At 62.5% G+C, this 23,098-nt stretch carries 20 protein-coding genes and 2 pseudogenes; 17 read left to right on the top strand and 5 right to left on the bottom strand.

What is annotated here, in order from left to right:
* Positions 1 to 3: 3 nt before the first annotated feature.
* The 3 genes from etfB (at position 4) to CCOS191_RS27735 (ending at position 2,288) form a co-directional block, all read left to right on the top strand.
* The gene (etfB, locus tag CCOS191_RS25300) at positions 4 to 774 is read left to right on the top strand and encodes an electron transfer flavoprotein subunit beta (RefSeq protein ID WP_046857456.1); all 771 of its coding nucleotides are present in this window, start codon (positions 4 to 6) and stop codon (positions 772 to 774) included.
* A gap of 408 nt (positions 775 to 1,182) precedes the next feature.
* Complete coding sequence (locus CCOS191_RS28090; protein ID WP_156177706.1) at positions 1,183 to 1,413, top strand: hypothetical protein; 231 nt, start codon at positions 1,183 to 1,185, stop codon at positions 1,411 to 1,413.
* Between the two features lie 98 nt (positions 1,414 to 1,511).
* The gene (locus CCOS191_RS27735) at positions 1,512 to 2,288 is read left to right on the top strand and encodes an RHS repeat-associated core domain-containing protein (RefSeq protein WP_082120492.1); all 777 of its coding nucleotides are present in this window, start codon (positions 1,512 to 1,514) and stop codon (positions 2,286 to 2,288) included.
* Positions 2,289 to 2,431: 143 nt separating this feature from the next.
* Here CCOS191_RS27735 and gbcA read toward each other — a convergent pair whose 3' ends face one another.
* The gene (gene gbcA / locus CCOS191_RS25290) at positions 2,432 to 3,724 is read right to left on the bottom strand and encodes a glycine-betaine demethylase subunit GbcA (protein ID WP_046857454.1); all 1,293 of its coding nucleotides are present in this window, start codon (positions 3,722 to 3,724) and stop codon (positions 2,432 to 2,434) included.
* Between the two features lie 297 nt (positions 3,725 to 4,021).
* On the opposite strand from gbcA, the gene gbcB reads away from it, so the two are divergent.
* Entirely contained in the window at positions 4,022 to 5,122 is a 1,101-nt protein-coding gene (gbcB, locus tag CCOS191_RS25285; protein ID WP_046857453.1) for a glycine-betaine demethylase subunit GbcB, read from the top strand.
* A gap of 153 nt (positions 5,123 to 5,275) precedes the next feature.
* Positions 5,276 to 6,040 (top strand): RHS repeat-associated core domain-containing protein, encoded by a 765-nt coding sequence (locus CCOS191_RS25280; protein WP_231867459.1) that lies wholly within the window; start codon positions 5,276 to 5,278, stop codon positions 6,038 to 6,040.
* A 107-nt stretch (positions 6,041 to 6,147) separates the two neighbouring features.
* On the opposite strand, the gene CCOS191_RS28870 is transcribed toward CCOS191_RS25280, so the two are convergent.
* Positions 6,148 to 7,011, bottom strand: coding sequence for a methyl-accepting chemotaxis protein (locus CCOS191_RS28870; protein WP_371920989.1), 864 nt, complete (start codon positions 7,009 to 7,011; stop codon positions 6,148 to 6,150).
* A pseudogene (locus CCOS191_RS28865) lies at positions 7,003 to 7,758 on the bottom strand (MCP four helix bundle domain-containing protein); the annotation flags it as partial. The pseudogene CCOS191_RS28865 and the gene CCOS191_RS28870, both read right to left, overlap by 9 nt.
* A gap of 291 nt (positions 7,759 to 8,049) precedes the next feature.
* On the opposite strand from CCOS191_RS28865, the gene CCOS191_RS25270 reads away from it, so the two are divergent.
* The 4 genes and pseudogenes from CCOS191_RS25270 to CCOS191_RS28855 all read left to right on the top strand — a co-directional run bounded on the left by CCOS191_RS25270 (position 8,050) and on the right by CCOS191_RS28855 (position 10,653).
* Positions 8,050 to 8,280, top strand: coding sequence for a hypothetical protein (locus CCOS191_RS25270; RefSeq protein WP_011536153.1), 231 nt, complete (start codon positions 8,050 to 8,052; stop codon positions 8,278 to 8,280).
* The gene (locus CCOS191_RS25265; RefSeq protein WP_023630184.1) at positions 8,277 to 8,579 is read left to right on the top strand and encodes a cell division protein ZapA; all 303 of its coding nucleotides are present in this window, start codon (positions 8,277 to 8,279) and stop codon (positions 8,577 to 8,579) included. Before CCOS191_RS25270 ends, CCOS191_RS25265 begins: the two co-directional genes overlap by 4 nt.
* A gap of 43 nt (positions 8,580 to 8,622) precedes the next feature.
* Positions 8,623 to 9,789 (top strand): annotated as a pseudogene (locus CCOS191_RS28860) (cache domain-containing protein); the annotation flags it as partial.
* Positions 9,790 to 9,915: 126 nt separating this feature from the next.
* Entirely contained in the window at positions 9,916 to 10,653 is a 738-nt protein-coding gene (locus CCOS191_RS28855) for a methyl-accepting chemotaxis protein (protein ID WP_442963679.1), read from the top strand.
* Positions 10,654 to 10,752: 99 nt separating this feature from the next.
* On the opposite strand, the gene CCOS191_RS25255 is transcribed toward CCOS191_RS28855, so the two are convergent.
* Positions 10,753 to 11,793, bottom strand: coding sequence for a threonine aldolase family protein (locus tag CCOS191_RS25255; protein WP_046857450.1), 1,041 nt, complete (start codon positions 11,791 to 11,793; stop codon positions 10,753 to 10,755).
* A 318-nt stretch (positions 11,794 to 12,111) separates the two neighbouring features.
* Here CCOS191_RS25255 and CCOS191_RS25250 point away from each other — a divergent pair, with 318 nt between their 5' ends.
* The 7 genes from CCOS191_RS25250 to fdhA all read left to right on the top strand — a co-directional run bounded on the left by CCOS191_RS25250 (position 12,112) and on the right by fdhA (position 21,162).
* The gene (locus CCOS191_RS25250; RefSeq protein WP_046857449.1) at positions 12,112 to 13,365 is read left to right on the top strand and encodes a serine hydroxymethyltransferase; all 1,254 of its coding nucleotides are present in this window, start codon (positions 12,112 to 12,114) and stop codon (positions 13,363 to 13,365) included.
* Positions 13,366 to 13,380: 15 nt separating this feature from the next.
* Complete coding sequence (locus CCOS191_RS25245) at positions 13,381 to 14,631, top strand: sarcosine oxidase subunit beta family protein (RefSeq protein ID WP_046857448.1); 1,251 nt, start codon at positions 13,381 to 13,383, stop codon at positions 14,629 to 14,631.
* A gap of 17 nt (positions 14,632 to 14,648) precedes the next feature.
* Positions 14,649 to 14,984, top strand: coding sequence for a sarcosine oxidase subunit delta (locus CCOS191_RS25240; protein ID WP_023631299.1), 336 nt, complete (start codon positions 14,649 to 14,651; stop codon positions 14,982 to 14,984).
* Positions 14,981 to 17,998: a sarcosine oxidase subunit alpha gene (locus tag CCOS191_RS25235; protein WP_046857447.1), complete on the top strand. Its 3,018-nt coding sequence runs from the start codon at positions 14,981 to 14,983 to the stop codon at positions 17,996 to 17,998. The genes CCOS191_RS25240 and CCOS191_RS25235 overlap by 4 nt, the downstream gene beginning before the upstream one ends.
* A 176-nt stretch (positions 17,999 to 18,174) precedes the next feature.
* Complete coding sequence (locus tag CCOS191_RS25230) at positions 18,175 to 18,807, top strand: sarcosine oxidase subunit gamma (RefSeq protein WP_046857446.1); 633 nt, start codon at positions 18,175 to 18,177, stop codon at positions 18,805 to 18,807.
* Between the two features lie 11 nt (positions 18,808 to 18,818).
* Positions 18,819 to 19,676 (top strand): formyltetrahydrofolate deformylase, encoded by an 858-nt coding sequence (purU, locus tag CCOS191_RS25225; RefSeq protein WP_023631289.1) that lies wholly within the window; start codon positions 18,819 to 18,821, stop codon positions 19,674 to 19,676.
* Between the two features lie 286 nt (positions 19,677 to 19,962).
* Positions 19,963 to 21,162 (top strand): formaldehyde dehydrogenase, glutathione-independent, encoded by a 1,200-nt coding sequence (gene fdhA / locus CCOS191_RS25220; protein ID WP_046857445.1) that lies wholly within the window; start codon positions 19,963 to 19,965, stop codon positions 21,160 to 21,162.
* A 319-nt stretch (positions 21,163 to 21,481) separates the two neighbouring features.
* Here fdhA and CCOS191_RS27725 read toward each other — a convergent pair whose 3' ends face one another.
* On the bottom strand, positions 21,482 to 22,333 hold the full coding sequence (locus CCOS191_RS27725) for an RHS repeat-associated core domain-containing protein (protein WP_082120489.1): 852 nt from the start codon (positions 22,331 to 22,333) through the stop codon (positions 21,482 to 21,484).
* Between the two features lie 399 nt (positions 22,334 to 22,732).
* Between CCOS191_RS27725 and CCOS191_RS25215 the strand changes: the two genes are divergently transcribed.
* Positions 22,733 to 23,041, top strand: coding sequence for a hypothetical protein (locus CCOS191_RS25215; RefSeq protein WP_046857444.1), 309 nt, complete (start codon positions 22,733 to 22,735; stop codon positions 23,039 to 23,041).
* Positions 23,042 to 23,098: the final 57 nt, after the last annotated feature.

The following is a 23,098-nucleotide window of genomic DNA, read 5'->3' as shown; positions in this document are numbered from 1 at the left end:
AGCATGAGTACGAAAGTCATCAGCCTGGTTTCCATCGGTGCCCACCCTAGCTCCGGGCGCGCCCGTCGCGCCGAGCAGGATGCCCGCGCCGTCGAACTGGGCCTGCAGCTGGCTGGGGATAACTTGCAGGTGGTGCATGCCGGCGATCCTCGCGAAGAGGCGCTGCGTGCGTATCTGGGCATGGGGCTGGATCATCTGGATGTGCTGGAACAGCCTGCGGGCGCCGATGTGCTGGGCGTGCTTGGCGATTATCTGCGTGACGCGGGAGCCCAGCTGGTGCTGACCGGCAGCCAGGCGGAAACCGGCGAAGGCTCGGGGATGCTGCCATTCCTGCTGGCCGAGAAGCTGGGTTGGCCGCTGGTGGTGGGGCTGGCCGAGGTTGAATCCATCGACAATAGCACCGCCCAGGTGCTGCAGGCACTGCCACGCGGCCAGCGGCGTCGCCTGAAAGTGCGCCTGCCATTGCTGGCGACTGTGGATAACGCCGCGCCCAAGCCACGGCAATCAGCCTTCGGCCCGGCGCGGCGCGGGGTATTGGCGGCACGCACGGTAGAGGTCGTGGACGATCCGGTGCTGGCCGAAGACGCCCTGCAACCGGCCCGCCCACGACCCAAGCGGCTCAAGGTGATCAAGGCCAAGAGTGGCGCCGACCGCATGAAGGCCGCCACGGCCAAGGCCAGTGGCGGGGGCGGCAAGGTGCTCAAGGATGTCTCTCCACAAGAGGGCGCCGAGGCGATCCTCAAGTTGTTGGTCGAGGAGGGCGTCCTGCGTTGATACCACCAGGGGGCACGTCGTCTCCGTATAGCTCCGCTCCTACTGGCCTTGCGTATCGCCTGTAGAGGCGATCGTTGCTTTTTGCCCGCCGTTTCTGTTTGCCACACTGTGGATAAAGTGTTCGCGATTCGCTGGAGGGCACGAAACTCAAGGCGCACGGGCAGTCGGTCGAAAAATGATCAGCCCAGGTTTTGGCGAGTTGAAAGCCTTGAATCCGGATTGGATCGCTTAAGCAAGTATTTGCCCACAAATGCTGTTGATCGACCTGTGGATAATTTGTAAAGAGTTGCTTGAAGCCCGCGGTGTCGGTGCCTTGCATGCAGTTGATCAGAAAATGATCAAAACTGTGCAGGATGCTGTAAAGCCATGCATCGATAGGCCTGGCGCATGATATCCACAGCAAACGTGATGGTTGACCTGCTGTTTTCAACAGATGCTGTTGGCGTCCCTGTGGATAACGTGTTGGATGAGTGCTACAGGCCTTTATTTACGTGGCGTCCATTTATTCGATCGTTTTTTGAACGATCGGCTCGCCGCAGCCGCCACATAGGCATCTTATGGATAAAAGTGGCGCTGAAGGTTAAGAAGCCTGCCCTTGTCCTGGCATTTTTACCAGTTATCACAATTGCGCGCCGGTGATAGCGTACTTCCAGTCGGCCTGCTACAGGGCTGTGCAGGCCTTCGCGGGGCAGGCATCGACCTTATCGGCTGTCATTTCCTCGTAGGAGTTCTGGTTAATGTCGAGCACGCTACTGGCAGTTGATCGCCTTCACAGTCCACTTGCCCGGTTTGGTGCATGGAATAGCACTGCCGCGTACTTGCCATATGGTTACAAGCATGGGCTCACCGCGAAGCCAAGTCTCGGTTTCACCGGCCAGCTGTGCGAGCCCGCAGTGGGTTGGTATTCCCTGGGCAATGGCTATAGGGTCTACAGTCCAGTATTGATGTGTTTTCACTCACCTGACAGGCTAAGCCCTTTTGGTAAAGGTGGGACCAATACTTATGCATATTGTGTTCGTGACCCGATAAACAGGTTTGATTCAAGTGGAAGATTTGCGTCGCAGATAGTCACTCTTTATCTCGGCGGAAAGGTCTCGTTTGATATTCTAAATATTGGCTTGAAATGGTGGAAGCAGAGGGTGAATGGCTCGGCTCGCTCCTGGAGCGATCCTATGAAGTATCCCGAAATTGCTAGCAGGGTGTTAAAGGGTTTATCGTTGGGTCTCTTGGGCACTAGCGAGATTGTTAAGAGGAACGCTCCGGCTGTAACAGACCCTGTCGATACATTACAGACCATGGAGAGAGATCGGGTGCTTGACGATGCCGATATTATCAAAGGCTTTGCCATGTTAAGTGCTATTGCTTCAGGTGGTCTGGATGTGTGGGTGAATAGTGTGGATCTAGACAGGGCGAGGCAGAAAAAAGTTTTAGCAAGTCGTGCTTCAGAAGTCCGAGGGGATCCCAACTCCGAGGAGTCGGCTATAGTTGATGTTGATGCGGTTGGCGAAAGTTAGAAGTCAGGCTAATGTTAAGTAGTGATTGTTGGTGTTGAATTTTCCTGTGCGATATGTGGTTTATGAGTCATAAGTGGATGGGCGACCTGCATTTCAAAAGCCACGCCTGCTGCCGATAGGCGCAGGCATGGCTGATGCTCTCGCTACTGTGCCAGAACTTCCTTTAGATACGGCGCCGGCTCCGCCCCCAGATTGTTCAACAGTCGCTGGCTATACCAGTCAATAAAATTCACCACCCCAAACTCATAAGTCTTCGAATACGGCCCCGGCTGGTAAGCCGTGGAATTGATCCCCCGCTGGTTCTCCTCGGCCAACCGCCGATCCTGGTCATTGGTGGCGTCCCACACCTTGCGCATCTCTTCAGGGTTGTAATCCACCCCCTCCACCGCATCCTTGTGCACCAGCCACTTGGTGGTGACCATGGTTTCCTGCGCACTGATCGGCCACACAGTGAACACGATCATGTGGTCGCCCATGCAGTGGTTCCACGAATGCGGCAGGTGCAGGATGCGCATCGAGCCCAGGTCGGGGTTCTTGATGCGCCCCATCAGCTTCTTGCACGCCACCTTGCCGTCCATGGTCATTGACACGGTGCCCTTGAGCAGCGGCATGCGCACGATGCGGTTACGCAGGCCATGGCTCTTGTGCAGGTAAGGGATCTTCTCGGCATCCCAGGCAGCGGCTGAGGCGGCCACGTGATCCTTGAATTCCTGGCTGGCGCGCGGGTCGTTGGTGTCGTCCCATTCCAGCAGGGTTTTCAGCAGCTCCGGGTGCGAGCCGTTGCAGTGGTAGCACTCGCGGTTGTTCTCCAGCACCAGCTTCCAGTTGGCCTTTTCCATCAAGGTGGTCTGCACCGCCACCTTGGTGTTCTCCATGTCGTACGGTTCCATGTAGTGGTCGAGGGTAGCGAGGAACTCGTCGATGGCCGGCGGATTCTCGGCCAGGCTGATGAAGATGTAGCCCCCGGCCACCTTCACGTTCACCGGTTTCAGGCCGTACTGGTTCATGTCGAAGTCGTCGCCCATCTCGGTGCCGGCGAACAGCAGGCGGCCATCGAGTTCGTAGGTCCACTGGTGGTAGTGGCAGACCAGCTTGGCCACCTTGCCTTTGTCGCTCACGCACAGCCGCGAGCCGCGGTGGCGGCAGACGTTGTGGAAGGCATGCACCTTACCTTCGGCACCGCGTATCACGATGATCGGGTTCTTGCCGATCTGCAGGGTGATGTAGTTGCCCTTGGTCGGGATCTCGCAAACCATGCCGGCGATCAGCCACTCCTTGTGGAAGATCTCCTGCATGTCGATCTGGAACAGGCGCTCATCGCAGTAGAACGGTTGCGGCAGCGAGTAGGTGCGCTCGCGGGTCTGCAGCATCTCGGCGGTGGCCTTGCGTGCAGGTTCCAGTGGATCGCCCAGGCTCAGGGTTGCGGTGACGTCCATCGTGTGGTCCTCGTGGCCGCGTGCGGCCGGCTGAAGTGGCTAATCGTTGTTGTAGTGCCGCAAGGCTGTTCTTCGGGATAAACAGCGTGTTGTTTTGCCGAGGAGTGTGCGTCCGGGCAGGGAAAGGACCATATCCACGGGCGACATGGCCGCATCGAATTCCGACGCGCCAGCCCTTGTAGCGCGGGGCTGGTCGCGATAAGCACGCCGATGTCGCGGATGGGAATGTACGTAGACGGCGCTATGCGCATTATCGGAGCCATAAGAAAGGCCGACAGTCGGCTGCTGGAGATGAACATGTCCGATACCTTCCTCAATCCGGTTACCACCCAGACCTGGGCCAATGGCCGCCACATCGTGCGTTGCGTCAAGGTCATCCAGGAAACCTGGGACGTGCGCACCTTCTGCTTCATGGCCGACCAGCCGATCATGTTCTTCTTCAAGCCCGGGCAGTTCGTCACCCTGGAACTGGAGATCGAAGGCAAGCCGGTGATGCGTTCGTACACCATCTCCAGCTCGCCGTCGGTGCCTTACAGCTTCTCGATCACCGTCAAGCGGGTGCCGGGCGGGCTGGTGTCGAACTTCCTCCACGACACCATGCACGAAGGCGCCGAGCTGCCGGTGCACGGGCCGGTGGGCCTGTTCAACGCCATCGACTTCCCGGCCGGCAAGACGCTGTACTTGTCAGGCGGCGTCGGCATCACCCCGGTGATGTCCATGGCCCGCTGGTTCTACGACACCAACGCCAATGTCGACATGGTGTTCGTGCACAGCGCCCGCTCGCCGAAAGACATCATCTACCACCGCGAACTGGAACAGATGGCCTCGCGCATCCCCAACTTCAGCCTGCACATCATCTGCGAGAAGCACGGGCTGGGCGAGCCGTGGGCGGGTTATCGCGGCTATCTCAACCAGCGGCTGATGGAGCTGATTGCCCCGGACTACCTCGAACGCACCATATTCTGCTGCGGCCCGACGCCCTACATGAGCGCGGTCAAGCGCATGCTCGAAGCGGTCGGCTTCGACATGAAGAACTACCACGAGGAATCGTTTGGCGCGACGCCGCCTGAAGCCAAGGCCGATGCGGTGGAGCATGCCGAAGCGGCTGCCGATGCGCCGGAAGTGGATGTGGCCGACCTCAACCTGGTGGAGTTCGTCGGCAGCGACAAGAGCATCCGCGTGGCCCCGGGCGAGACCGTGCACGCGGCGGCGGCCAAGGTCGGGCTGATGATCCCCAAGGCCTGCGGCATGGGCATCTGCGGCACCTGCAAGGTGCTCAAGCTCGGCGGCGAGGTGGAGATGGAGCACAACGGCGGGATCACCGAGGAGGACGAAGCCGAGGGCTACATCCTGTCGTGCTGCAGCGTGCCGAAGGGGGATGTGCGGATCGAGTATTGATCCGTATGCGCCGGGGGCTGTTTCGCAGCCCTTGCGCCGCTACGACAAACCGGCTCACAGGCCCAACGTGGGCACCTGATACTTTTGCCAGTTCCACTTGCGCCGTATCGCTGCCAATCTTCGGGCGGGATCCTCGGCGAAGGGAAGTGAACAGTGGCTATCTATCTGCTTGCCTGTGACAGACAGAACAGCCCCATCGACGGTGTCGGATTTCCCGGCCGCAGCTATACGGCCTATGGTGAGGTACCGTCACCGATCGGCCCAATGACAGGTTTCTGTGGCCAGTCACGCGATGCGCGAATGGATCGCTATCCATTGGGTAACGGCCATCGTCGGTACAACCCAGTTTTGATGCGCTTTCATGAGCCTGATGCGCTGAGCCCGTTCGGCAAGGGCGGAATCAATGTCTATGCATACTGCGGTGCAGATCCGATAAACCGCAATGACCCGACAGGTAGAATCCCAGGAGCAGTCATGCTCGTCGCTTCAGCGATACAACACACGCTCGGAGTGACATGGACATGGAGGACCTGGCCGCAGGGCGGAAAGTTGGCTGTAGCCTCTGCGCTGTCCAAGAAAGCTGGTCATGCCTTACTAATGACTGCACTCACTCTGAAGGCTGCCGGTGCTCCGGGCGCCCAAGAGTTCACTTTGGCGGGGGTCGTCGCTTTGGGGACAGCATCAGCGTTGAAACATCGCGAGCTTACCTTGAAAAACAGGGAAAATGGGACGGTAGTGGCTCAATCCCAAGGCTTGGATAGTAGGGTTCCGCTAATGGCTACGCTTCCCGTCAATGGGCAGCCAGATGGATTGGAGCAGGTCGTCACGGAACGCCCTCCAGGCCAGTTGAGCCCCCCTAGTGACATGAACCAACGTGTCTACAACATGAGAGAGGCGGATGGAGTACAAGTTGTCTAATGTAACTGACCATGGCTGCCACTATTTGGCAGGCATGGTCAGCCTCACGAGGGATGCCGCTCCAGTCTCAGCTCAATCAAGCTGAGGCCGCCTCCCAGCTTCGACCGTCAGGTCCTAAACCGCGCCACCAACCCGTTCAGATCCACCGCCAGCCGCGACAGCTCGGCACTTGCCGCGCTGGTCTGGTGCGCCCCGGTGGCACTCTGCACCGACAGGTCGTTGATGTTCACCAGGTTGCGGTCCACCTCGCGGGCCACCTGGGCCTGCTCCTCGGCGGCGCTGGCGATCACCAGGTTGCGCTCGTTGATCTGCGCCACCGCGCCGGCGATGGTGTCCAGCGCCAGGCCCGCGCCACGGGCGATGTTCAGGGTCGATTCGGCGCGCTCGGTGCTGGTGCGCATCGAGTCCACGGCTTGCTCGGTGCCACCCTGGATGCTGCCGATCATCCGCTCGATCTCGCTGGTGGACTGCTGGGTGCGGTGGGCCAGGGCGCGCACTTCGTCGGCAACCACGGCAAAACCACGGCCTGCCTCGCCAGCGCGGGCGGCCTCGATGGCGGCGTTGAGCGCCAGCAGGTTGGTCTGGTCAGCCAGGCCGCGGATCACGTCGAGCACCTTGCCGATATCACGGGACTGCTCGGCGAGGTGTGCGATCAGCTTGGCGGTGGCCTGCACATCGCCGCTCATGCGCTCGATGGCGCCCACGGTCTCCAGTACCAGGTCGCGGCCATCGCCGGCCGAACGGCTGGCTTCGCTGGAGGCTTCCGAAGTGCTGACCGCGTTACGGGCCACTTCTTCGACGGCACTGGTCATTTCGGTAACGGCGGTGGCGGCCTGCTCGATCTCGTTGTTCTGCTGCTGCAGGCCACGGGCGCTTTCGTCGGTGACGCTGTTCAGCTCTTCGGCGGCGGAGGCCAGCTGGGTGGCGGAGCCGGCGATCAGTTGCAAGGTGTCGCGCAGCTTGTCCTGCATCTTGGCCATGGCCTTGAGCAGGCGCGCGGCCTCATCGGTGCCGTCGGCGTGAATGCTGTGGGTCAGGTCGCCTTCGGCGATCTGCTCGGCGGCCTTGAGCGCCTCGTCGATGGGCTTGACGATGCTGCGGGTGAGCAGGAAGGCGAACAGCAAGGTCAGCACCGTGGCCGCTACCAGCAGGCTGATGACCAGGGCGAAGGCGCCGCTGTACTGCTCGGCCGCCTGGGCGTTGGTGGCGCTGGTCTGGTCGGTGTTGATGCGCACCAGCGCGTCCATGACCTTGTTGATCTGCTCGGAGTTGTCCAGCAGGTCGCGGTTGAGCAGGTCGCGCAGGGCATCGAGGTCGCCGGCCTGGCTCAGGCTGCGCATGCGCGCCTCGAGCTGGCGGTACTGGTTGAGCAGCAGGCCGTACTGGTCGAAGGCGGCCTTCTCGTCGGCGGCGGTCACCAGTGGTTCGTAGGCGCGACGCGCCTTGTCGATCTGTGCGTTGCGCTCGTCCAGCAGGCGCAGGGTGTCTTGCTGGGTGGCCGGTTCGCGGTTGAGCAGCAGGCGGTAGGAGAGGGTGCGCAGGCGCAGGTTCAGTGCGGTCAGCTCGTCGAGGGTCTTGATGCTGGGCACGCTGACTTCTTCGATGGTCACGCCGGCCTGGCGGATGTTGCCCATCTGGATCAGCGAGAAGATACCCAGGCCGAGCATCAGCACACCGATCACGGCGAACCCGAGCAACGCGCGGGGCGCGATATTCATATTGCGTAAGGACATGGAGGCGGTTTCCAAGGCAGAAGAGGTGCCGCGATCCATGCGACGGAAGAAGACCTGCCTGCCTATCGGTCGTGACCGGCCAGTCTTTAGGCTGACTTGATGAAATTGTGAGGCAGCTAACTATTTTCCTGACCAGCGGTTGACCCAGGTCGGAACAAGGGGGCTGATCCTGGGTCAACCTGAACCCGGCAAACACCTTTTGAATCCGATATTTAATGGCGGGGGCGCAGGTTTTTCCTTATCGTGTGCGCCCTTTGCAACAACCGAGATAGACGCATGTTGGAAACTTCCCTGAATCAACTCGAGCAACTGGTCAGCGACCTGATGCACAAGAACGCACAGCTGGCCGAACAGAACGCCAGCCTCAGCCAGGAACTGGCCCAGGCCAAGGAAGAGAACGACAGCCTGCAGTTGTCGCTCATGGAACAGGAAGAGAAGCACGGCGCCACCGCCGCACGCATTCAGGCCTTGGTCGAGCGCGCCAGCGCAGGTGTCGTGAACGCATGAGACTGCAAGCGCAGCCGGTCAACGTCGTGTCGATCCTGGGCAACGACTATTCGCTGAAGGCCCCCGAGGGCCAGGAAGAAACCCTGAACCAGGCCGTGCGCATGCTCAATGTCGCCCTGGCCGAGACCAAGCGCAGCTACCCGACCCTGATCGGCGACAAGCTGCTGGTGCTGGCCGCCCTGAACCTGTGCTCCAAGCAGATCGAACTGCAGCGCGAGCACGACCGCACCCTCGAGCGCACTCAGGCGCAGATCGACGCTACGGTCGATGCCATCAGCAAGGCCGTCTCCGACGTCTGACTGACGTCATCGTGCGCCTTCGTGAGAGCGAGCTTGCCCCGCGATGCGGGCGTCCAGTCTGTCGCAGATCACTGGAACAACTGGATACTTAAGTGTATACACTTCCCGAAAAACAATAATTATCGGGGAGTGGCACATGCGCATCTGGCGGCGGAGCATCCAATGGCAATTGATCGCGAGCATGGGCGCCGCCCTGCTGGCGAGCATCCTGGTGGTGGTGGCGATCTACACGGTGGCGCTCAACCGCCTGACCGAACGCTATCTGGTCGATACGGCCTTGCCGGCCAGTATCGAGGCCATCCGCAACGATATCGAGCGCATGCTCGGCCGCCCGCTGGTGGCTGCCGCGGATATCGCCGGCAACACCCTCCTGCGCGACTGGCTGGCTGCCGGTGAAGATCCCGCCGCGCTGCCGGCGTTCATCGAGTACCTCGACGCCGCCAAGCAGCGCAACCACGCCTTTACCACCCTGGTCGCCTCCACGGTGAGCGGCAACTACTACAACGAAAAAGGCCTGGACCGCACCCTCAGCCGCGCCAACCCCAAGGACAACTGGTTCTACGGCTACATCGACAGCGGTGCCGAGCGCATGCTGAACATCGACATCGATGGCTCCACGGGCGAATTGGCGCTGTTCATCGACTATCGCGTGGAAAAGGCCGGCCAGCTGGTGGGCGTGGCGGGCATGGGCCTGCGCATGACCGAGCTGTCCAAGCTGATCCACGACTTCAGCTTCGGCGAGCACGGCAAGGTGTTCCTGGTGCGCAACGACGGCCTGATCCAGGTGCATCCCGACCAGCAGTTCAGCGGCAAGCGTCAACTTGCCGAGCAACTGGACGTCGAGGCGGCGAAAGCTGTGCTGGTGGGCGGCGAGGGCCTGCGCAGCAGCCGTTTCCAACGTGATGGCGAGGACTACCTGGCCTTGGGCTTGCCCTTGCGCGACCTGAACTGGACGCTGGTGGCCGAGGTGCCAGAAGCCGAGATCTATGCCCAGGCGCGCCAGGCCATCTGGCAGACCTGCCTGATTGGTGGCGGCGTGGCGCTGATCTCGTTGTTGCTGGTGGTGCTGCTGGCGCGCGGGCTGGTGCGGCCGATCCGCCAGGTCACGGCGGCGCTGGTGCAGATCGGCGGTGGCGCGGGCGACCTCAGCCATCGCCTGGACGATGCGCGCCAGGACGAACTGGGTGACCTGGCCCGGGGTTTCAACCGTTTCCTCGACAGCCAGCGTGGCCTGATCGGCGAAGTGCTGCGCACCACCGAACGCCTGCACCAGTCGGTGGAGCAGGTGACCCAGGTGGTGGACAACACCGCCGAGCGCTCGGGCCGCCAGCAGGAAATGACCGAGATGGTTGCCACCGCCGTGCACGAGATGGGCCTGACCGTGCAGGATATTGCCCAGAACGCCGGCTCCGCTGCCCACGCTTCGCAGTCGGCGCGGGAAGAGGCGCTGCAGGCGCGGGAGGTGGTGCGCCGCTCCATCCACAACATCGAGGGCATGTCCGGGGAGATCGGCCGCGCCGCCGAGGCCGTGACCCAGCTGGCCGACGAGGTTGCCTCGATCGATGAAGTGCTGGCGGTGATCCGCAGCATTTCCGAGCAGACCAACCTGCTGGCGCTCAACGCCGCCATCGAGGCAGCGCGGGCCGGCGAGATGGGCCGGGGCTTCGCGGTGGTCGCCGATGAAGTACGCACCTTGGCGCGACGCACCCAGGTGTCCACCGACGAAGTGCAGCAGATGATCCAGCGTCTCAAGCACGGCGCCGGCATGGCGGTGGCGTCGATGCAGGCCGGGCAAACGGCCACCGGCAACGGGGTCGAGTCGAGCCAGCGCACCGGCACCTCGCTGGGCGCGATCACCGATCAGGTCGAGCGCATCAGCGGCATGAACGAGCAGGTGGCCACGGCAACGGAGGAGCAGTCGGCGGTGACCGAGGAGATCAACCGGACGGTACAGGGCATTTCCGACCTGGCGCGGCAGACGGCCGCCGAGGTGCAGGATTGCCGCGAGGAGTGCCAGGCGCTGCGTGGTTTGGCCGATGACCTGGCGCGGCAGATGGGTGGGTTCCGCCTTTGAGTCGCAGGCGAGCGCTTTGCGCTCGTTTCGCCGGCAAGCCGGCTCCCACAGGTGATCGCTTAACCCTGTGGGAGCCGGCTTGCCGGCGATGGCGGCCTGTCAGGCGTTGAAGATACCGCGGATATCCGCCGCCAACTCCCGCACGCGAGATTCCTGGGTATCCCACGAGCACATGAACCGCGCACCACCGCTACCGATGAAGGTATAGAAACGCCAGCCTTTGTTGCGCAGCGCCTCCAGCGCAGGTTCCGGCATCTGCAGGAACACCCCGTTGGCTTCAACCGGGAACATCAGTTCCACCCCCGGCAGGTCACTCACCAGCGACGCCAGCAGCTGCGCGCAGTGGTTGGCGTGCTGGCCATGGCGCATCCAGGCGCCGTCTTCGAGTAGGCCGACCCATGGCGCCGACAAAAAGCGCATCTTCGACGCCAACTGCCCGGCTTGTTTGCAGCGGTAGTCAAAGTCTTCGGCCAGGTCGCGGTTGAAGAACAGGATCGCCTCGCCCACCGCCATGCCGTTCTTGGTGCCGCCAAAACACAGCACATCCACGCCAGACTTCCAGGTCAGTTCAGCCGGCGAGCAGCCGAGGAACGCGCAGGCATTGGTGAAGCGCGCGCCGTCCATGTGCAGGTTCAGGCCCAGCTCCTTGCAGGTGGCGCTGATCGCCTTGAGCTCGTCGGGGCGGTAGACGGTGCCTACTTCGGTGGCCTGGGTAAGGGTCACCACCCGCGGCTTGGGGTAGTGGATGTCCTGGCGCTTGAGCGCCACTTCGCGGATCGACTCGGGGGTGAGCTTGCCGTTGACGCTAGGCGCGGTGAGCAGCTTGGAGCCGTTGGAGAAGAACTCCGGCGCGCCGCATTCGTCGGTCTCGACGTGGGCGGTCTCGGAGCAGATCACGCTGTGGTAGCTCTGGCACAGCGAGGCCAGGGCCAGGGAGTTGGCGGCGGTGCCGTTGAAGGCGAAGAACACTTCGCAGTCGGTCTCGAACAGCTTGCGGAAGTACTCCGAGGCGCGTTCGGTCCACTGGTCGTCGCCGTAGGCGCGTTCGTGGCCCTGGTTGGCCTTTTCCATCGCGGCCCAGGCTTCGGGGCAGATGCCGGAATAGTTGTCGCTGGCGAATTGCTGGTTGTTATTGGTCATGACGCCTGTCCTTTTTACGACGCAGGCACGCACTCTAAACCATCGATTCGGCGGTTGCCTATACAGGCCATCGCTATCCCTGTGGGAGCCGGCTTGCCGGAGATATCGTCCGCTCAACCAGCGATGGTTCTGCGTCTGGCCCCATCGCCGGCAAGCCGGCTCCCACAGGGCTGTGTGGCGCTTGGGGTAGCAATGTCGTAAACGCGCCATTGCAAGGCGCGCGCAGGCATCTGTACCGCCGTGCCCGGTCATACCATCGCTGCAAAGGGTGGGAAAACCCTCACCAGACAAGAAACGATCGCTGCCGGGAGATACACGATGTTCAGCAAGCAAGACCAGATCCAGGGTTACGACGACGCACTGCTGGCGGCGATGAATGCCGAGGAGCAGCGCCAGGAAGATCACATCGAGCTGATCGCCTCGGAGAACTACACCAGCAAGCGCGTGATGCAGGCCCAGGGCAGCGGCCTGACCAACAAGTACGCCGAGGGCTACCCGGGCAAGCGCTACTACGGCGGCTGCGAGCATGTCGACAAGGTCGAAGCGCTGGCCATCGAGCGCGCCAAGCAGCTGTTCGGCGCCGACTACGCCAACGTCCAGCCGCACTCCGGCTCCTCGGCCAACGGCGCCGTGTACCTGGCCCTGCTGCAGGCCGGCGACACCATCCTGGGCATGAGCCTGGCCCACGGCGGCCACCTGACCCACGGCGCCAAGGTGTCCTCGTCGGGCAAGCTTTACAACGCCGTGCAGTACGGCATCAACACCGACACCGGCCTGATCGACTACGACGAAGTCGAGCGCCTGGCCGTGGAACACAAACCGAAGATGATCGTCGCCGGCTTCTCGGCCTACTCCAAGACTCTGGATTTCCCGCGTTTCCGCCAGATCGCCGATAAAGTCGGCGCGCTGCTGTTCGTCGACATGGCCCACGTCGCCGGCCTGGTCGCCGCCGGCCTGTACCCCAACCCGATCCCCTTCGCCGACGTGGTCACCACCACCACCCACAAGACCCTGCGCGGTCCGCGTGGCGGCCTGATCCTGGCCAAGTCCAACGAAGAGATCGAGAAGAAGCTCAACGCCGCCGTGTTCCCCGGTGCCCAGGGCGGCCCGCTGATGCACGTGATCGCCGCCAAGGCGGTGTGCTTCAAGGAAGCGCTGGAGCCTGGATTCAAGGCCTACCAGAAACAAGTCATCGAAAACGCCCAGGCCATGGCCCAGGTGTTCATCGAGCGCGGCTACGACGTGGTGTCCGGCGGCACCGACAACCATCTGTTCCTGGTCAGCCTGATCCGCCAGGGCCTGACCGGCAAGGACGCCGACGCCGCCCTCGGCCGCGCCCATATCACCGTCAACAAGAACGCCGTGCCCAACGACCCGCAGTCGCCGTTCGTCACCTCGGGCCTGCGCATCGGCACCCCGGCCGTCACCACCCGCGGCTTCAAGGTCGCCCAGTGCGTGGCCCTGGCCGGCTGGATCTGCGATGTGCTGGACAACCTGGGCGACGCCGATGTCGAGGCCGATGTGGCCAAGAACGTCGCCGCGCTGTGCGCCGACTTCCCGGTCTACCGCTGAGTGGAGCAGAACACCATGCAACGTTATTCGGGCTTCGGCCTCTTCAAGCACTCCCTCAGCCACCACGAGAACTGGCAGCGCATGTGGCGCACGCCGACGCCGAAGAAGGTCTACGACGTGGTCATCGTCGGCGGTGGCGGCCATGGCCTGGCCACCGCCTACTACCTGGCCAAGGAGCACGGCATCACCAACGTCGCGGTGATCGAGAAAGGTTACCTGGGCGGCGGCAACACCGCTCGCAACACCACCATCGTGCGTTCCAACTACCTGTGGGACGAGTCGGCTCATCTGTACGAGCACGCCATGAAGCTGTGGGAAGGCCTTTCGCAGGACATCAACTACAACGTTATGTTCTCCCAGCGCGGCGTCTACAACCTGTGCCACACCCTGCAGGACATCCGCGACTCCGAGCGCCGGGTCAACGCCAACCGCCTCAACGGTGTAGACGGCGAGTTGATCCGCACCGAACAGGTGGCGGCCGAGATCCCCTACCTGGACTGCTCGAAAAACACCCGCTACCCGATCCTCGGCGCCACCGTGCAACGGCGTGGCGGCGTGGCTCGCCATGATGCCGTGGCCTGGGGCTTCGCCCGTGCCGCCGACGCACTGGGCGTGGACCTGATCCAGCAGACCGAAGTGATTGGCTTCCGTAAGGAAAACGGCGCGGTGATCGGCGTCGAGACCAACAAGGGCTTCATCGGCGCCAAGCGCGTCGGCGTGGTCACCGCCGGTAACTCCGGGCACATGGCCAAGCTCGCCGGCTTCCGCCTGCCACTGGAATCGCACCCGTTGCAGGCGCTGGTATCGGAGCCGATCAAGCCGATCATCGACAGCGTGATCATGTCCAACGCCGTGCACGGCTACATCAGCCAGTCCGACAAGGGCGACCTGGTGATCGGCGCCGGTATCGACGGCTGGGTCGGCTACGGCCAGCGCGGTTCGTACCCGGTCATCGAGCACACCCTGCAGGCGATCGTCGAGATGTTCCCGATCCTCTCCCGCGTGCGCATGAACCGCCAGTGGGGCGGCATCGTCGACACCACCCCCGACGCTTGCCCGATCATCTCCAAGACCCCGGTGAAGAACATGTTCTTCAACTGCGGCTGGGGCACTGGCGGCTTCAAGGCCACCCCAGGCTCGGGCAACGTGTTTGCCGCCAGCCTGGCCAAGGGCGAGATGCACCCGCTGGCCGCGCCATTCTCCATCGACCGTTTCTACAACGGCGCGCTGATCGACGAACACGGCGCCGCTGCCGTCGCCCACTGACCCCGGAGACAACCGTCATGTTGCACATCTTCTGTCCCCACTGCGGCGAGCTGCGCTCCGAGGAAGAATTCCACGCGTCCGGCCAGGCGCATATCGCCCGCCCGCTGGACCCGAACGCCTGCTCCGACGAGGAGTGGGGCACCTACATGTTCTTCCGCGACAACCCGCGTGGCATCCACCACGAGCTGTGGGATCACGTTGCCGGCTGCCGCCAGTACTTCAACGTCACCCGCGACACCGTGACCTACGAGATTCTGGAAACCTACAAGATCGGCGAGAAGCCTCAGGTCACCGCCGCCTCGAAACAGAGCAGCGCGCCAGCGACCGCCAAGGGCCAAGGGGAAAAAGTATGAGCCAGACCTATCGCCTCGCCAGCGGCGGCCGTATCGACCGCAGCAAGGTGCTGAACTTCACCTTCAACGGCAAGACCTACCAGGGCTATGCCGGCGACACCCTGGCCGCCGCGCTGCTGGCCAACGGCGTCGATATCGTCGGGCGCAGCTTCAAGTACTCGCGTCCCCGCGGGATCATCGCCGCCGGTACCGAAGAGCCGAACGCGATCCTGCAGATCGGCGCCAGCGAAGCCACCCAGATCCCCAACGTGCGCGCCACCCAGCAGGCCCTGTACGCAGGCCTGGTGGCCACCAGCACCAACGGCTGGCCGAACGTCAACAACGACATGATGGGCATCATCGGCAAGGTCGGCGGCAGCATGATGCCGCCCGGGTTCTACTACAAGACCTTCATGTACCCCAAGTCGTTCTGGATGACCTACGAGAAGTACATCCGCAAGGCGGCGGGCCTCGGCCGCGCGCCGCTGCAGAACGACCCGGACAGCTACGACTACATGAACCAGCACTGCGATGTGCTGATCGTCGGCGCCGGCCCCGCCGGCCTGGCCGCCGCGCTGGCTGCCGCCCGTAGTGGCGCACGGGTGATCCTGGCGGACGAGCAGGAAGAATTCGGCGGCACCTTGCTCGACAGCCGCGAAACCCTCGACGGCAAACCGGCCGCCGATTGGGTCAATGCGGTTGTGGCCGAGCTGGAAAGCCTGCCGGAAGTCACCCTGCTGCCGCGCAGCACGGTCAACGGCTACCACGACCATAACTTCCTGACCATCCATGAGCGCCTCACCGACCACCTCGGTGACCGCGCCCCGATCGGCCAGGTGCGTCAGCGGGTGCATCGCGTGCGCGCCAACCGCGTGGTGCTGGCGGCTGGCGCCCATGAGCGCCCGCTGGTGTACGGCAACAACGACCTGCCGGGCAACATGCTGGCCGGCGCCGTGTCCACCTACGTGCGCCGCTACGGCGTGGCCCCAGGCCGCAAGCTGGTGCTGTCGACTAACAACGACCACGCCTACCGCGCCGCGCTGGACTGGCACGACGCCGGCCTGCAGGTGGTCGCCATCGCCGATGCCCGCCACAACCCACGCGGTTCGCTGGTCGAGGAGGCGCGTGCCAAGGGCATCCGCATCCTCACCTCCAGCGCCGTGATCGAGGCCAAGGGCAGCAAGCACGTCACCGGCGCCCGCGTGGCCGCCATCGATGTGCAGGCGCACAAGGTCACCAGCCCCGGTGAAACCCTCGACTGCGACCTGATCGCCACCTCCGGCGGCTACAGCCCGGTGGTGCACCTGGCCTCGCACCTGGGCGGTCGCCCAGTGTGGCGTGAAGACATCCTCGGCTTCGTGCCGGGCGATGCCCCGCAGAAGCGCGTGTGCGTCGGTGGTGTAAACGGCGTCTACGCCCTCGGTGACGTGATCGCCGACGGTTTCGAAGGCGGTGTTCGCGCCGCCACCGAGGCCGGCTTCAAGGCCAGCGTCGGCACCTTGCCGAAAACCCTGGCGCGCAAGGAAGAGGCCACCGTGGCGCTGTTCCAGGTGCCCCACGACAAAGGCACCGCCCGTGCGCCGAAGCAGTTCGTCGACCAACAGAACGACGTCACCGCCGCGGCCATCGAGCTGGCCACCCGCGAAGGCTTCGAGTCGGTCGAGCACGTCAAGCGCTACACCGCGCTGGGCTTCGGCACCGACCAGGGCAAGCTGGGCAACATCAACGGCCTGGCCATCGCCGCCCGTTCGCTCGGGATAGGCATCCCGGAAATGGGCACCACCATGTTCCGCCCCAACTACACGCCGGTGACCTTCGGCGCGGTAGCCGGCCGGCACTGCGGCCACCTGTTCGAGCCGGTGCGCTTCACCGCCCTGCATGCCTGGCACATCAAGAATGGCGCCGAGTTCGAGGACGTCGGCCAATGGAAGCGCCCGTGGTACTTCCCCAAGCCCGGCGAAGACATCCACACCGCCGTGGCCCGCGAATGCAAGGCCGTGCGTGACAGCGTCGGCCTGCTGGACGCCTCGACCCTGGGCAAGATCGACATCCAGGGCCCGGACGCCCGCGAGTTCCTCAACCGCATCTACAGCAACGCCTGGACCAAGCTCGACGTGGGCAAGGCCCGCTACGGCCTGATGTGCAAGGAAGACGGCATGGTCTTCGACGACGGCGTGACCGCCTGTGTCGGCGACAACCACTTCATCATGACCACCACCACCGGCGGCGCGGCCCGCGTGCTGCAGTGGCTGGAGCTGTACCACCAGACCGAATGGCCGGAAATGAAGGTGTTCTTCACCTCGGTCACCGACCACTGGGCGACCATGACCCTGTCCGGCCCCAACAGCCGCAAGCTGCTGGCCGAGGTCAGCGACATCGACCTGGACAAGGACGGCTTCCCGTTCATGAGCTGGAAGGAAGGCCTGGTCGGCGGCGTGCAGGCGCGGGTGTTCCGCATTTCGTTCACCGGCGAGCTGTCGTACGAGATCAACGTGCAGGCCAACTACGCCATGGGCGTGCTGGAGCAGATCGCCGAGGCGGGCAAAAAGTACAACCTGACCCCGTACGGCACCGAGACCATGCACGTGCTGCGCGCCGAGAAGGGCTTCATCATCGTTGGCCAGGACACCGACGGCTCGATGACCCCGGACGACCTCAACATGAGCTGGTGCGTGGGCCGCAACAAGGCCTTCTCGTGGATCGGCCTGCGCGGCATGAACCGTGAAGACACCACCCGCGACAATCGCAAGCAGCTGGTGGGCCTCAAGCCCGTGGACCCGAACGTGTGGCTGCCGGAGGGCGCCCAGCTGGTGTTCGACCCCAAGCAGCCGATCCCGATGGACATGGTCGGCCACGTCACCTCCAGCTACGCGGCCAACTCCCTGGGCTATTCGTTCGCCATGGGCGTGGTCAAGGGCGGCCTCAAGCGCATGGGCGAGCGGGTGTATTCGCCGCAGGCCGATGGCAGCGTGATCGAGGCGGAAATCGTGTCTTCGGTGTTCTTCGATCCGAAGGGTGAGCGGCAGAACGTTTGATTCCGGGCCCTGTGGGGGCAGGCAGGCCCTTCGCCGGCAAGCCGGCTCCCACAGGTTCGATGCAGTTCCTGAGGACGATGCGGTCCCTGTGGGAGCTGGCTTGCCAGCGATGGGGCCAGCGCATCCATCCAGTTGCTGCATCGCTTCGACGTACACGAATTCAAGGCAGGTAAGAAATGAGCGCTATCAACGTCTTCCAGCAAAACCCAGGCCCTGAAGCCAAGGCTCAGTCGCCACTGCACCACGCCGACCTGGCCAGCCTGGTCGGCAAGGGCCGCAAGAACGCAGGCGTGACCCTGCGCGAAAAGAAATTCCTCGGCCACCTGACCCTGCGTGGCGACGGCCATGACCAGGCCTTCGCCGGCGGCGTGCACAAGGCCCTTGGCCTGGAGCTGCCGGTGGCCCTGACCGTGGTCGCCAACAGCGAGATGTCGCTGCAGTGGGTCGGCCCGGACGAGTGGCTGCTGATCGTCCCCGGCGGCCAGGAGTTCACGGTGGAGCAGAAGCTGCGCGATGCCCTCGACGGCCAGCATATCCAGGTGGTCAACGTCACCGGTGGGCAGACCCTGCTCGAACTGCGTGGCCCCAACGTGCGCGACGTGCTGATGAAATCCACCAGCTATGATGTACACCCGAACAACTTCCCGGTCGGCAAGGCCGTCGGCACCGTGTTCGCCAAGTCGCAACTGGTGATCCGCCGTACCGCCGAGGACACCTGGGAGCTGGTGATTCGCCGCAGCTTCTCCGACTACTGGTGGCTGTGGCTGCAGGACGCGTCGGCCGAGTACGGCCTGGCCATCGAAGCGTAAGGAGCAGCACCATGAGTCGGGCACCGGACACCTGGATTCTCACCGCCGACTGCCCGAGCATGCTCGGCACGGTCGATGTGGTGACGCGTCACCTCTACGAGCAGCGCTGCTACGTCACCGAGCACCATTCCTTCGATGACCGGTTGTCGGGGCGGTTCTTCATACGTGTGGAGTTCCGCGCCGCGGACGGCTTCGACGAGGAGGGCTTCCGTGCCGGCCTCGCCGAACGCAGCGAAGCCTTCGGCATGGCCTTCGAGCTGACCGCGCCCAACCACCGTCCCAAGGTGGTGATCATGGTGTCCAAGGCCGACCATTGCCTGAACGACCTGCTGTACCGCCAACGCATTGGCCAGTTGGCGATGGACGTGGTCGCGGTGGTGTCCAACCACCCCGACCTGGAGCCCCTGGCGCACTGGCACAAGATTCCGTACTACCACTTCGCCCTCGACCCCAACGACAAGCCGGCGCAGGAGCGCAAGGTGCTGCAGGTGATCGAGGAGAGCGGCGCCGAACTGGTGATCCTCGCCCGCTACATGCAAGTGCTGTCGCCGGAGCTGTGCCGCCGGCTGGATGGCTGGGCGATCAACATCCACCACTCGTTGCTGCCTGGCTTCAAGGGCGCCAAGCCGTATCACCAGGCCTACAACAAGGGCGTGAAGATGGTCGGTGCCACCGCGCACTACATCAACAACGACCTGGACGAAGGGCCGATCATCGCCCAGGGCGTGGAGGTGGTGGATCACAGCCACTATCCGGAAGACCTGATCGCCAAGGGGCGGGATATCGAGTGCCTGACCCTGGCGCGGGCGGTCGGCTATCACATCGAACGGCGGGTGTTCCTCAACGCCAATCGCACGGTCGTGCTCTGATAGATCGCCGGGGCTGCTGCGCAGCCCTTTCGCTGGCAAGCCAGCTCCCACAGGTTCTGCGCGGACACTGTGGGAGCTGGCTTGTCGTGGCGACGAACCGCAGCGAATGGGCCGCAAAGCGGCCCCAGGTTTTTGCGCCGCAAACAGGCATCCCCCTGTCGCATCCAGTCACCGCCCCATCCCCCATCAAGCCCACAATCCCTTCATTCCAGTAACACAGGCCGCCCACGGAAAGGCGGCGCTTTCCACCACCGCTGCATAAATACAAATCAAGCGAGGTAAGAGCATGTCTGGTAACCGTGGAGTGGTGTATCTCGGCGCGGGCAAGGTCGAGGTGCAGAAGATCGACTACCCCAAGATGCAGGACCCGCGCGGCAAGAAGATCGAGCACGGTGTCATCCTCAAGGTGGTCTCCACCAATATCTGCGGCTCCGACCAGCATATGGTTCGTGGCCGCACCACTGCCCAGGTCGGCCTGGTACTCGGCCACGAAATCACCGGTGAAATCGTCGAGCTGGGCCGTGACGTCGAGCGCCTGAAGATCGGCGACCTGGTGTCGGTCCCGTTCAACGTCGCCTGCGGCCGTTGCCGTTCCTGCAAAGAAATGCACACTGGCGTGTGCCTGACCGTGAACCCGGCCCGCGCTGGCGGTGCCTACGGCTATGTGGATATGGGCGACTGGACCGGTGGCCAGGCCGAATACGTGCTGGTGCCGTACGCCGACTTCAACCTGTTGAAACTGCCGGACCGCGACAAGGCCATGGAGAAGATCCGCGACCTGACCTGCCTGTCCGACATCCTCCCTACCGGCTACCACGGTGCCGTCACCGCAGGCGTTGGCCCGGGCAGCACCGTCTACGTTGCTGGTGCCGGTCCAGTCGGCCTGGCCGCCGCAGCGTCCGCCCGCCTGCTGGGCGCCGCCTGCGTGATTGTCGGCGACCTCAACCCGCTGCGCCTGGCCCACGCCAAATCCCAGGGTTTCGAGGTGGTCGACCTGTCCAAGGACACGCCGCTGCACGAGCAGATCGTCGATATCCTTGGCGAGCCGGAAGTGGACTGCGCCGTCGATGCCGTCGGCTTCGAGGCCCGTGGCCATGGCCATGAAGGCGCCAAGCACGAAGCCCCGGCCACCGTGCTCAACTCGCTGATGCAAGTGACCCGCGTTGCCGGCAACATCGGCATCCCGGGCCTGTATGTGACCGAAGACCCGGGCGCGGTGGATGCCGCCGCCAAGATCGGTGCGCTGAGCATCCGCTTCGGCCTGGGCTGGGCCAAGTCGCACAGCTTCCACACCGGGCAGACCCCGACCATGAAGTACAACCGCCAGCTGATGCAGGCGATCATGTGGGGCCGCATCAACATCGCCGAAGTGGTGGGGGTGCAGGTGATCAGCCTGGATCAGGCGCCGGAGGGGTATGGCGAGTTTGATGCGGGGGTGCCGAAGAAGTTTGTGATTGATCCGCATAAGACGTTTAGTGCGGCGTAGGTCGGAATAGCCAGAGCCCCGTAGGTAGGGGCTCTGTTTTTTGTATTAGTCATTTTCGGTATGTACTTTAAGTGCGCGAATTTTTCGGTTCTGATGAATTTGCGGTAAGAGATGCTTTGTCTTTTTCAGAGAGGCTTTCGTAAAAAGCATCAGGTTTTTTGGGGGAGTGCTCACGGAGCACTGAGCCCTGCATATCAGTTGCCAGTAATGTCGTGGAGCTTATGCGCTTATGTGCCTGTGTCATACGGGTAGCCTATGTAGAGAGACTTTGCGCCTGAAGCTGCTGTGAAACCTGAAGATTTATGTATAGGTAGAATTATTAATTGGTGTTGGCTCGCATAAGATCTCGCACGTTTTTAAGGTCACCTTCAAGCTGCGACAAATGCTTGGTGAGTGTAGAGAGATTTTCGCTGGCGCTTGAGGTTCCTGTCGGTAATGCGGCGATTTCGCGGTAAGCGCCCCGTCTTTTGTCTTGCATATGAACGATCGTGTTTTCTACTGCGCGGGGATCTTTAGTCCTTGGAAGGCTATTAATGTAATAGTCAATATCCTCATTAAGTCTATTTATGGTGGTATTTAGTTCGTGCAGTTTTCCAATGTCGGCGCCATAACGTCTTTTGAGATTAGAAATTTCTTGGATAGTCGCCAGGATTTCGTTCTGCTGTTCGTTTTTGAGTTGTTGTAGATGGATAGTTTCTGATGCGGTGAAACCGGGGGCTTGTACTCGTCTAGTTTGGCCGCCGATTATTTCATTTCTGTAGAGCTTCCCATCTACGATGCTTTTTCCGCCGATTAGCGTTAAGGCCGCTGGGCTTCGTAGCGGATTTCGCATGTGGCCGGAGGCGTCAGTATAATTTACCGGGTCATTAGAGCAGTAAACGTAAGCATTGATGTTGCCGGCTCCGAAAGGACTTAAGTAATCGGGCGAGTGAAAACGCATCAGTATTGGATTGTAGGCTCTGTAGCTGCCAAGTAGGTAGAAACCTGCAACTGTGCGAAGTTCTGCGTTGAATCGGAGTTGGGGGCTGTCCGAGATTGCACGTGGGTCGAATCCGTAGGTCGCATACGATAGTGAAAGAGGTTCTTGTTTTGTATGCGCACGCAATATTGAACCTTGCATGTCTGTTGCCAGTAACGATGTTGCCGAGGGGGAGAGGTGCTTCGGTCGCATGGCTTTCTCCAAATAAATTTGGGTCTCCTACTCAAATTTGCAGCAACGGAGCTAGGCCCGCTACTGGCAGAAATGCTAGGCCTGAGGAAGAATCCTACCCGGGATGAGGCTATATCCCACTTACTGCTTGAGGTTGCAGGAAATATCCTGCGCGATCTGTCGATGCACGTCTGATTGTCCGGGGAAATCCTGCCCTCTAGGCTTTCCCGGTCGCTGTCGGTTCAGCGATCGGGCGTGGAAACCCGGCAGTTAGCATGGTTGTTGTCGTCATGACGGCTGTACGCGGGAGGTCTCTGGGCCTGCCGGGTTCACCATGCACCGGTCTTTCCACCCCGTGTACAGCTGTCACCCTGATGTGTGGAAGCGGACGGGTGGCACCCAACACAGCATGGTGCCTCGATGAAAAAGATCGTCCCCGACCCACCCGAAGACCTCCACGCCAAATTCCAACTCCCACCTGGCCAATCCCTCTCCACCGCCATCCTCGAAGGCGCCGTGCCCATCGAGGAGGTGCTGATGAACGTCTGCCATTTCATGTTCATCGCCTATACCGACGGCTACCACGCCCAGGAACTGGCGACCGACGGCGATCTGAAGCAGCTCCAGGCTTCGAGCCTGCAGCATCTGACTGTCGCGTGGGGGCAGGTCGATGCGCTGGTGGGGGCGTTGAAGCAGGTGCCTGCCTCGGGGTTCTATCAGCCGGGTTGAAATAGCTGGGGCCGTGCGGCCCGATCGCCGGCAAGCCGGCTCCCACAGGGACCGCGC

Origin of the sequence: Pseudomonas sp. CCOS 191 (genome assembly GCF_001007005.1) — a bacterium.
GTDB lineage: Bacteria > Pseudomonadota > Gammaproteobacteria > Pseudomonadales > Pseudomonadaceae > Aquipseudomonas > Aquipseudomonas soli.
This window is presented reverse-complemented; position numbering and strand designations above follow the sequence as displayed.

Excerpts from the sequence above, each read along its gene's own strand:
- etfB (WP_046857456.1), top strand. The coding sequence starts at position 4 with ATGAGTACGAAAGTCATCAGCCTGGTTTCCATCGGTGCCCACCCTAGC.
- CCOS191_RS28090 (WP_156177706.1), top strand. The coding sequence starts at position 1,183 with ATGGTTGACCTGCTGTTTTCAACAGATGCTGTTGGCGTCCCTGTGGAT.
- CCOS191_RS27735 (WP_082120492.1), top strand. The coding sequence starts at position 1,512 with ATGTCGAGCACGCTACTGGCAGTTGATCGCCTTCACAGTCCACTTGCC.
- gbcA (WP_046857454.1), bottom strand. The coding sequence starts at position 3,724 with ATGGACGTCACCGCAACCCTGAGCCTGGGCGATCCACTGGAACCTGCA.
- gbcB (WP_046857453.1), top strand. The coding sequence starts at position 4,022 with ATGTCCGATACCTTCCTCAATCCGGTTACCACCCAGACCTGGGCCAAT.
- CCOS191_RS28870 (WP_371920989.1), bottom strand. The coding sequence starts at position 7,011 with ATGCAGGACAAGCTGCGCGACACCTTGCAACTGATCGCCGGCTCCGCC.
- CCOS191_RS25270 (WP_011536153.1), top strand. The coding sequence starts at position 8,050 with ATGTTGGAAACTTCCCTGAATCAACTCGAGCAACTGGTCAGCGACCTG.
- CCOS191_RS25265 (WP_023630184.1), top strand. The coding sequence starts at position 8,277 with ATGAGACTGCAAGCGCAGCCGGTCAACGTCGTGTCGATCCTGGGCAAC.
- CCOS191_RS28855 (WP_442963679.1), top strand. The coding sequence starts at position 9,916 with ATGACCGAGATGGTTGCCACCGCCGTGCACGAGATGGGCCTGACCGTG.
- CCOS191_RS25255 (WP_046857450.1), bottom strand. The coding sequence starts at position 11,793 with ATGACCAATAACAACCAGCAATTCGCCAGCGACAACTATTCCGGCATC.
- CCOS191_RS25250 (WP_046857449.1), top strand. The coding sequence starts at position 12,112 with ATGTTCAGCAAGCAAGACCAGATCCAGGGTTACGACGACGCACTGCTG.
- CCOS191_RS25245 (WP_046857448.1), top strand. The coding sequence starts at position 13,381 with ATGCAACGTTATTCGGGCTTCGGCCTCTTCAAGCACTCCCTCAGCCAC.
- CCOS191_RS25240 (WP_023631299.1), top strand. The coding sequence starts at position 14,649 with ATGTTGCACATCTTCTGTCCCCACTGCGGCGAGCTGCGCTCCGAGGAA.
- CCOS191_RS25235 (WP_046857447.1), top strand. The coding sequence starts at position 14,981 with ATGAGCCAGACCTATCGCCTCGCCAGCGGCGGCCGTATCGACCGCAGC.
- CCOS191_RS25230 (WP_046857446.1), top strand. The coding sequence starts at position 18,175 with ATGAGCGCTATCAACGTCTTCCAGCAAAACCCAGGCCCTGAAGCCAAG.
- purU (WP_023631289.1), top strand. The coding sequence starts at position 18,819 with ATGAGTCGGGCACCGGACACCTGGATTCTCACCGCCGACTGCCCGAGC.
- fdhA (WP_046857445.1), top strand. The coding sequence starts at position 19,963 with ATGTCTGGTAACCGTGGAGTGGTGTATCTCGGCGCGGGCAAGGTCGAG.
- CCOS191_RS27725 (WP_082120489.1), bottom strand. The coding sequence starts at position 22,333 with ATGCGACCGAAGCACCTCTCCCCCTCGGCAACATCGTTACTGGCAACA.
- CCOS191_RS25215 (WP_046857444.1), top strand. The coding sequence starts at position 22,733 with ATGAAAAAGATCGTCCCCGACCCACCCGAAGACCTCCACGCCAAATTC.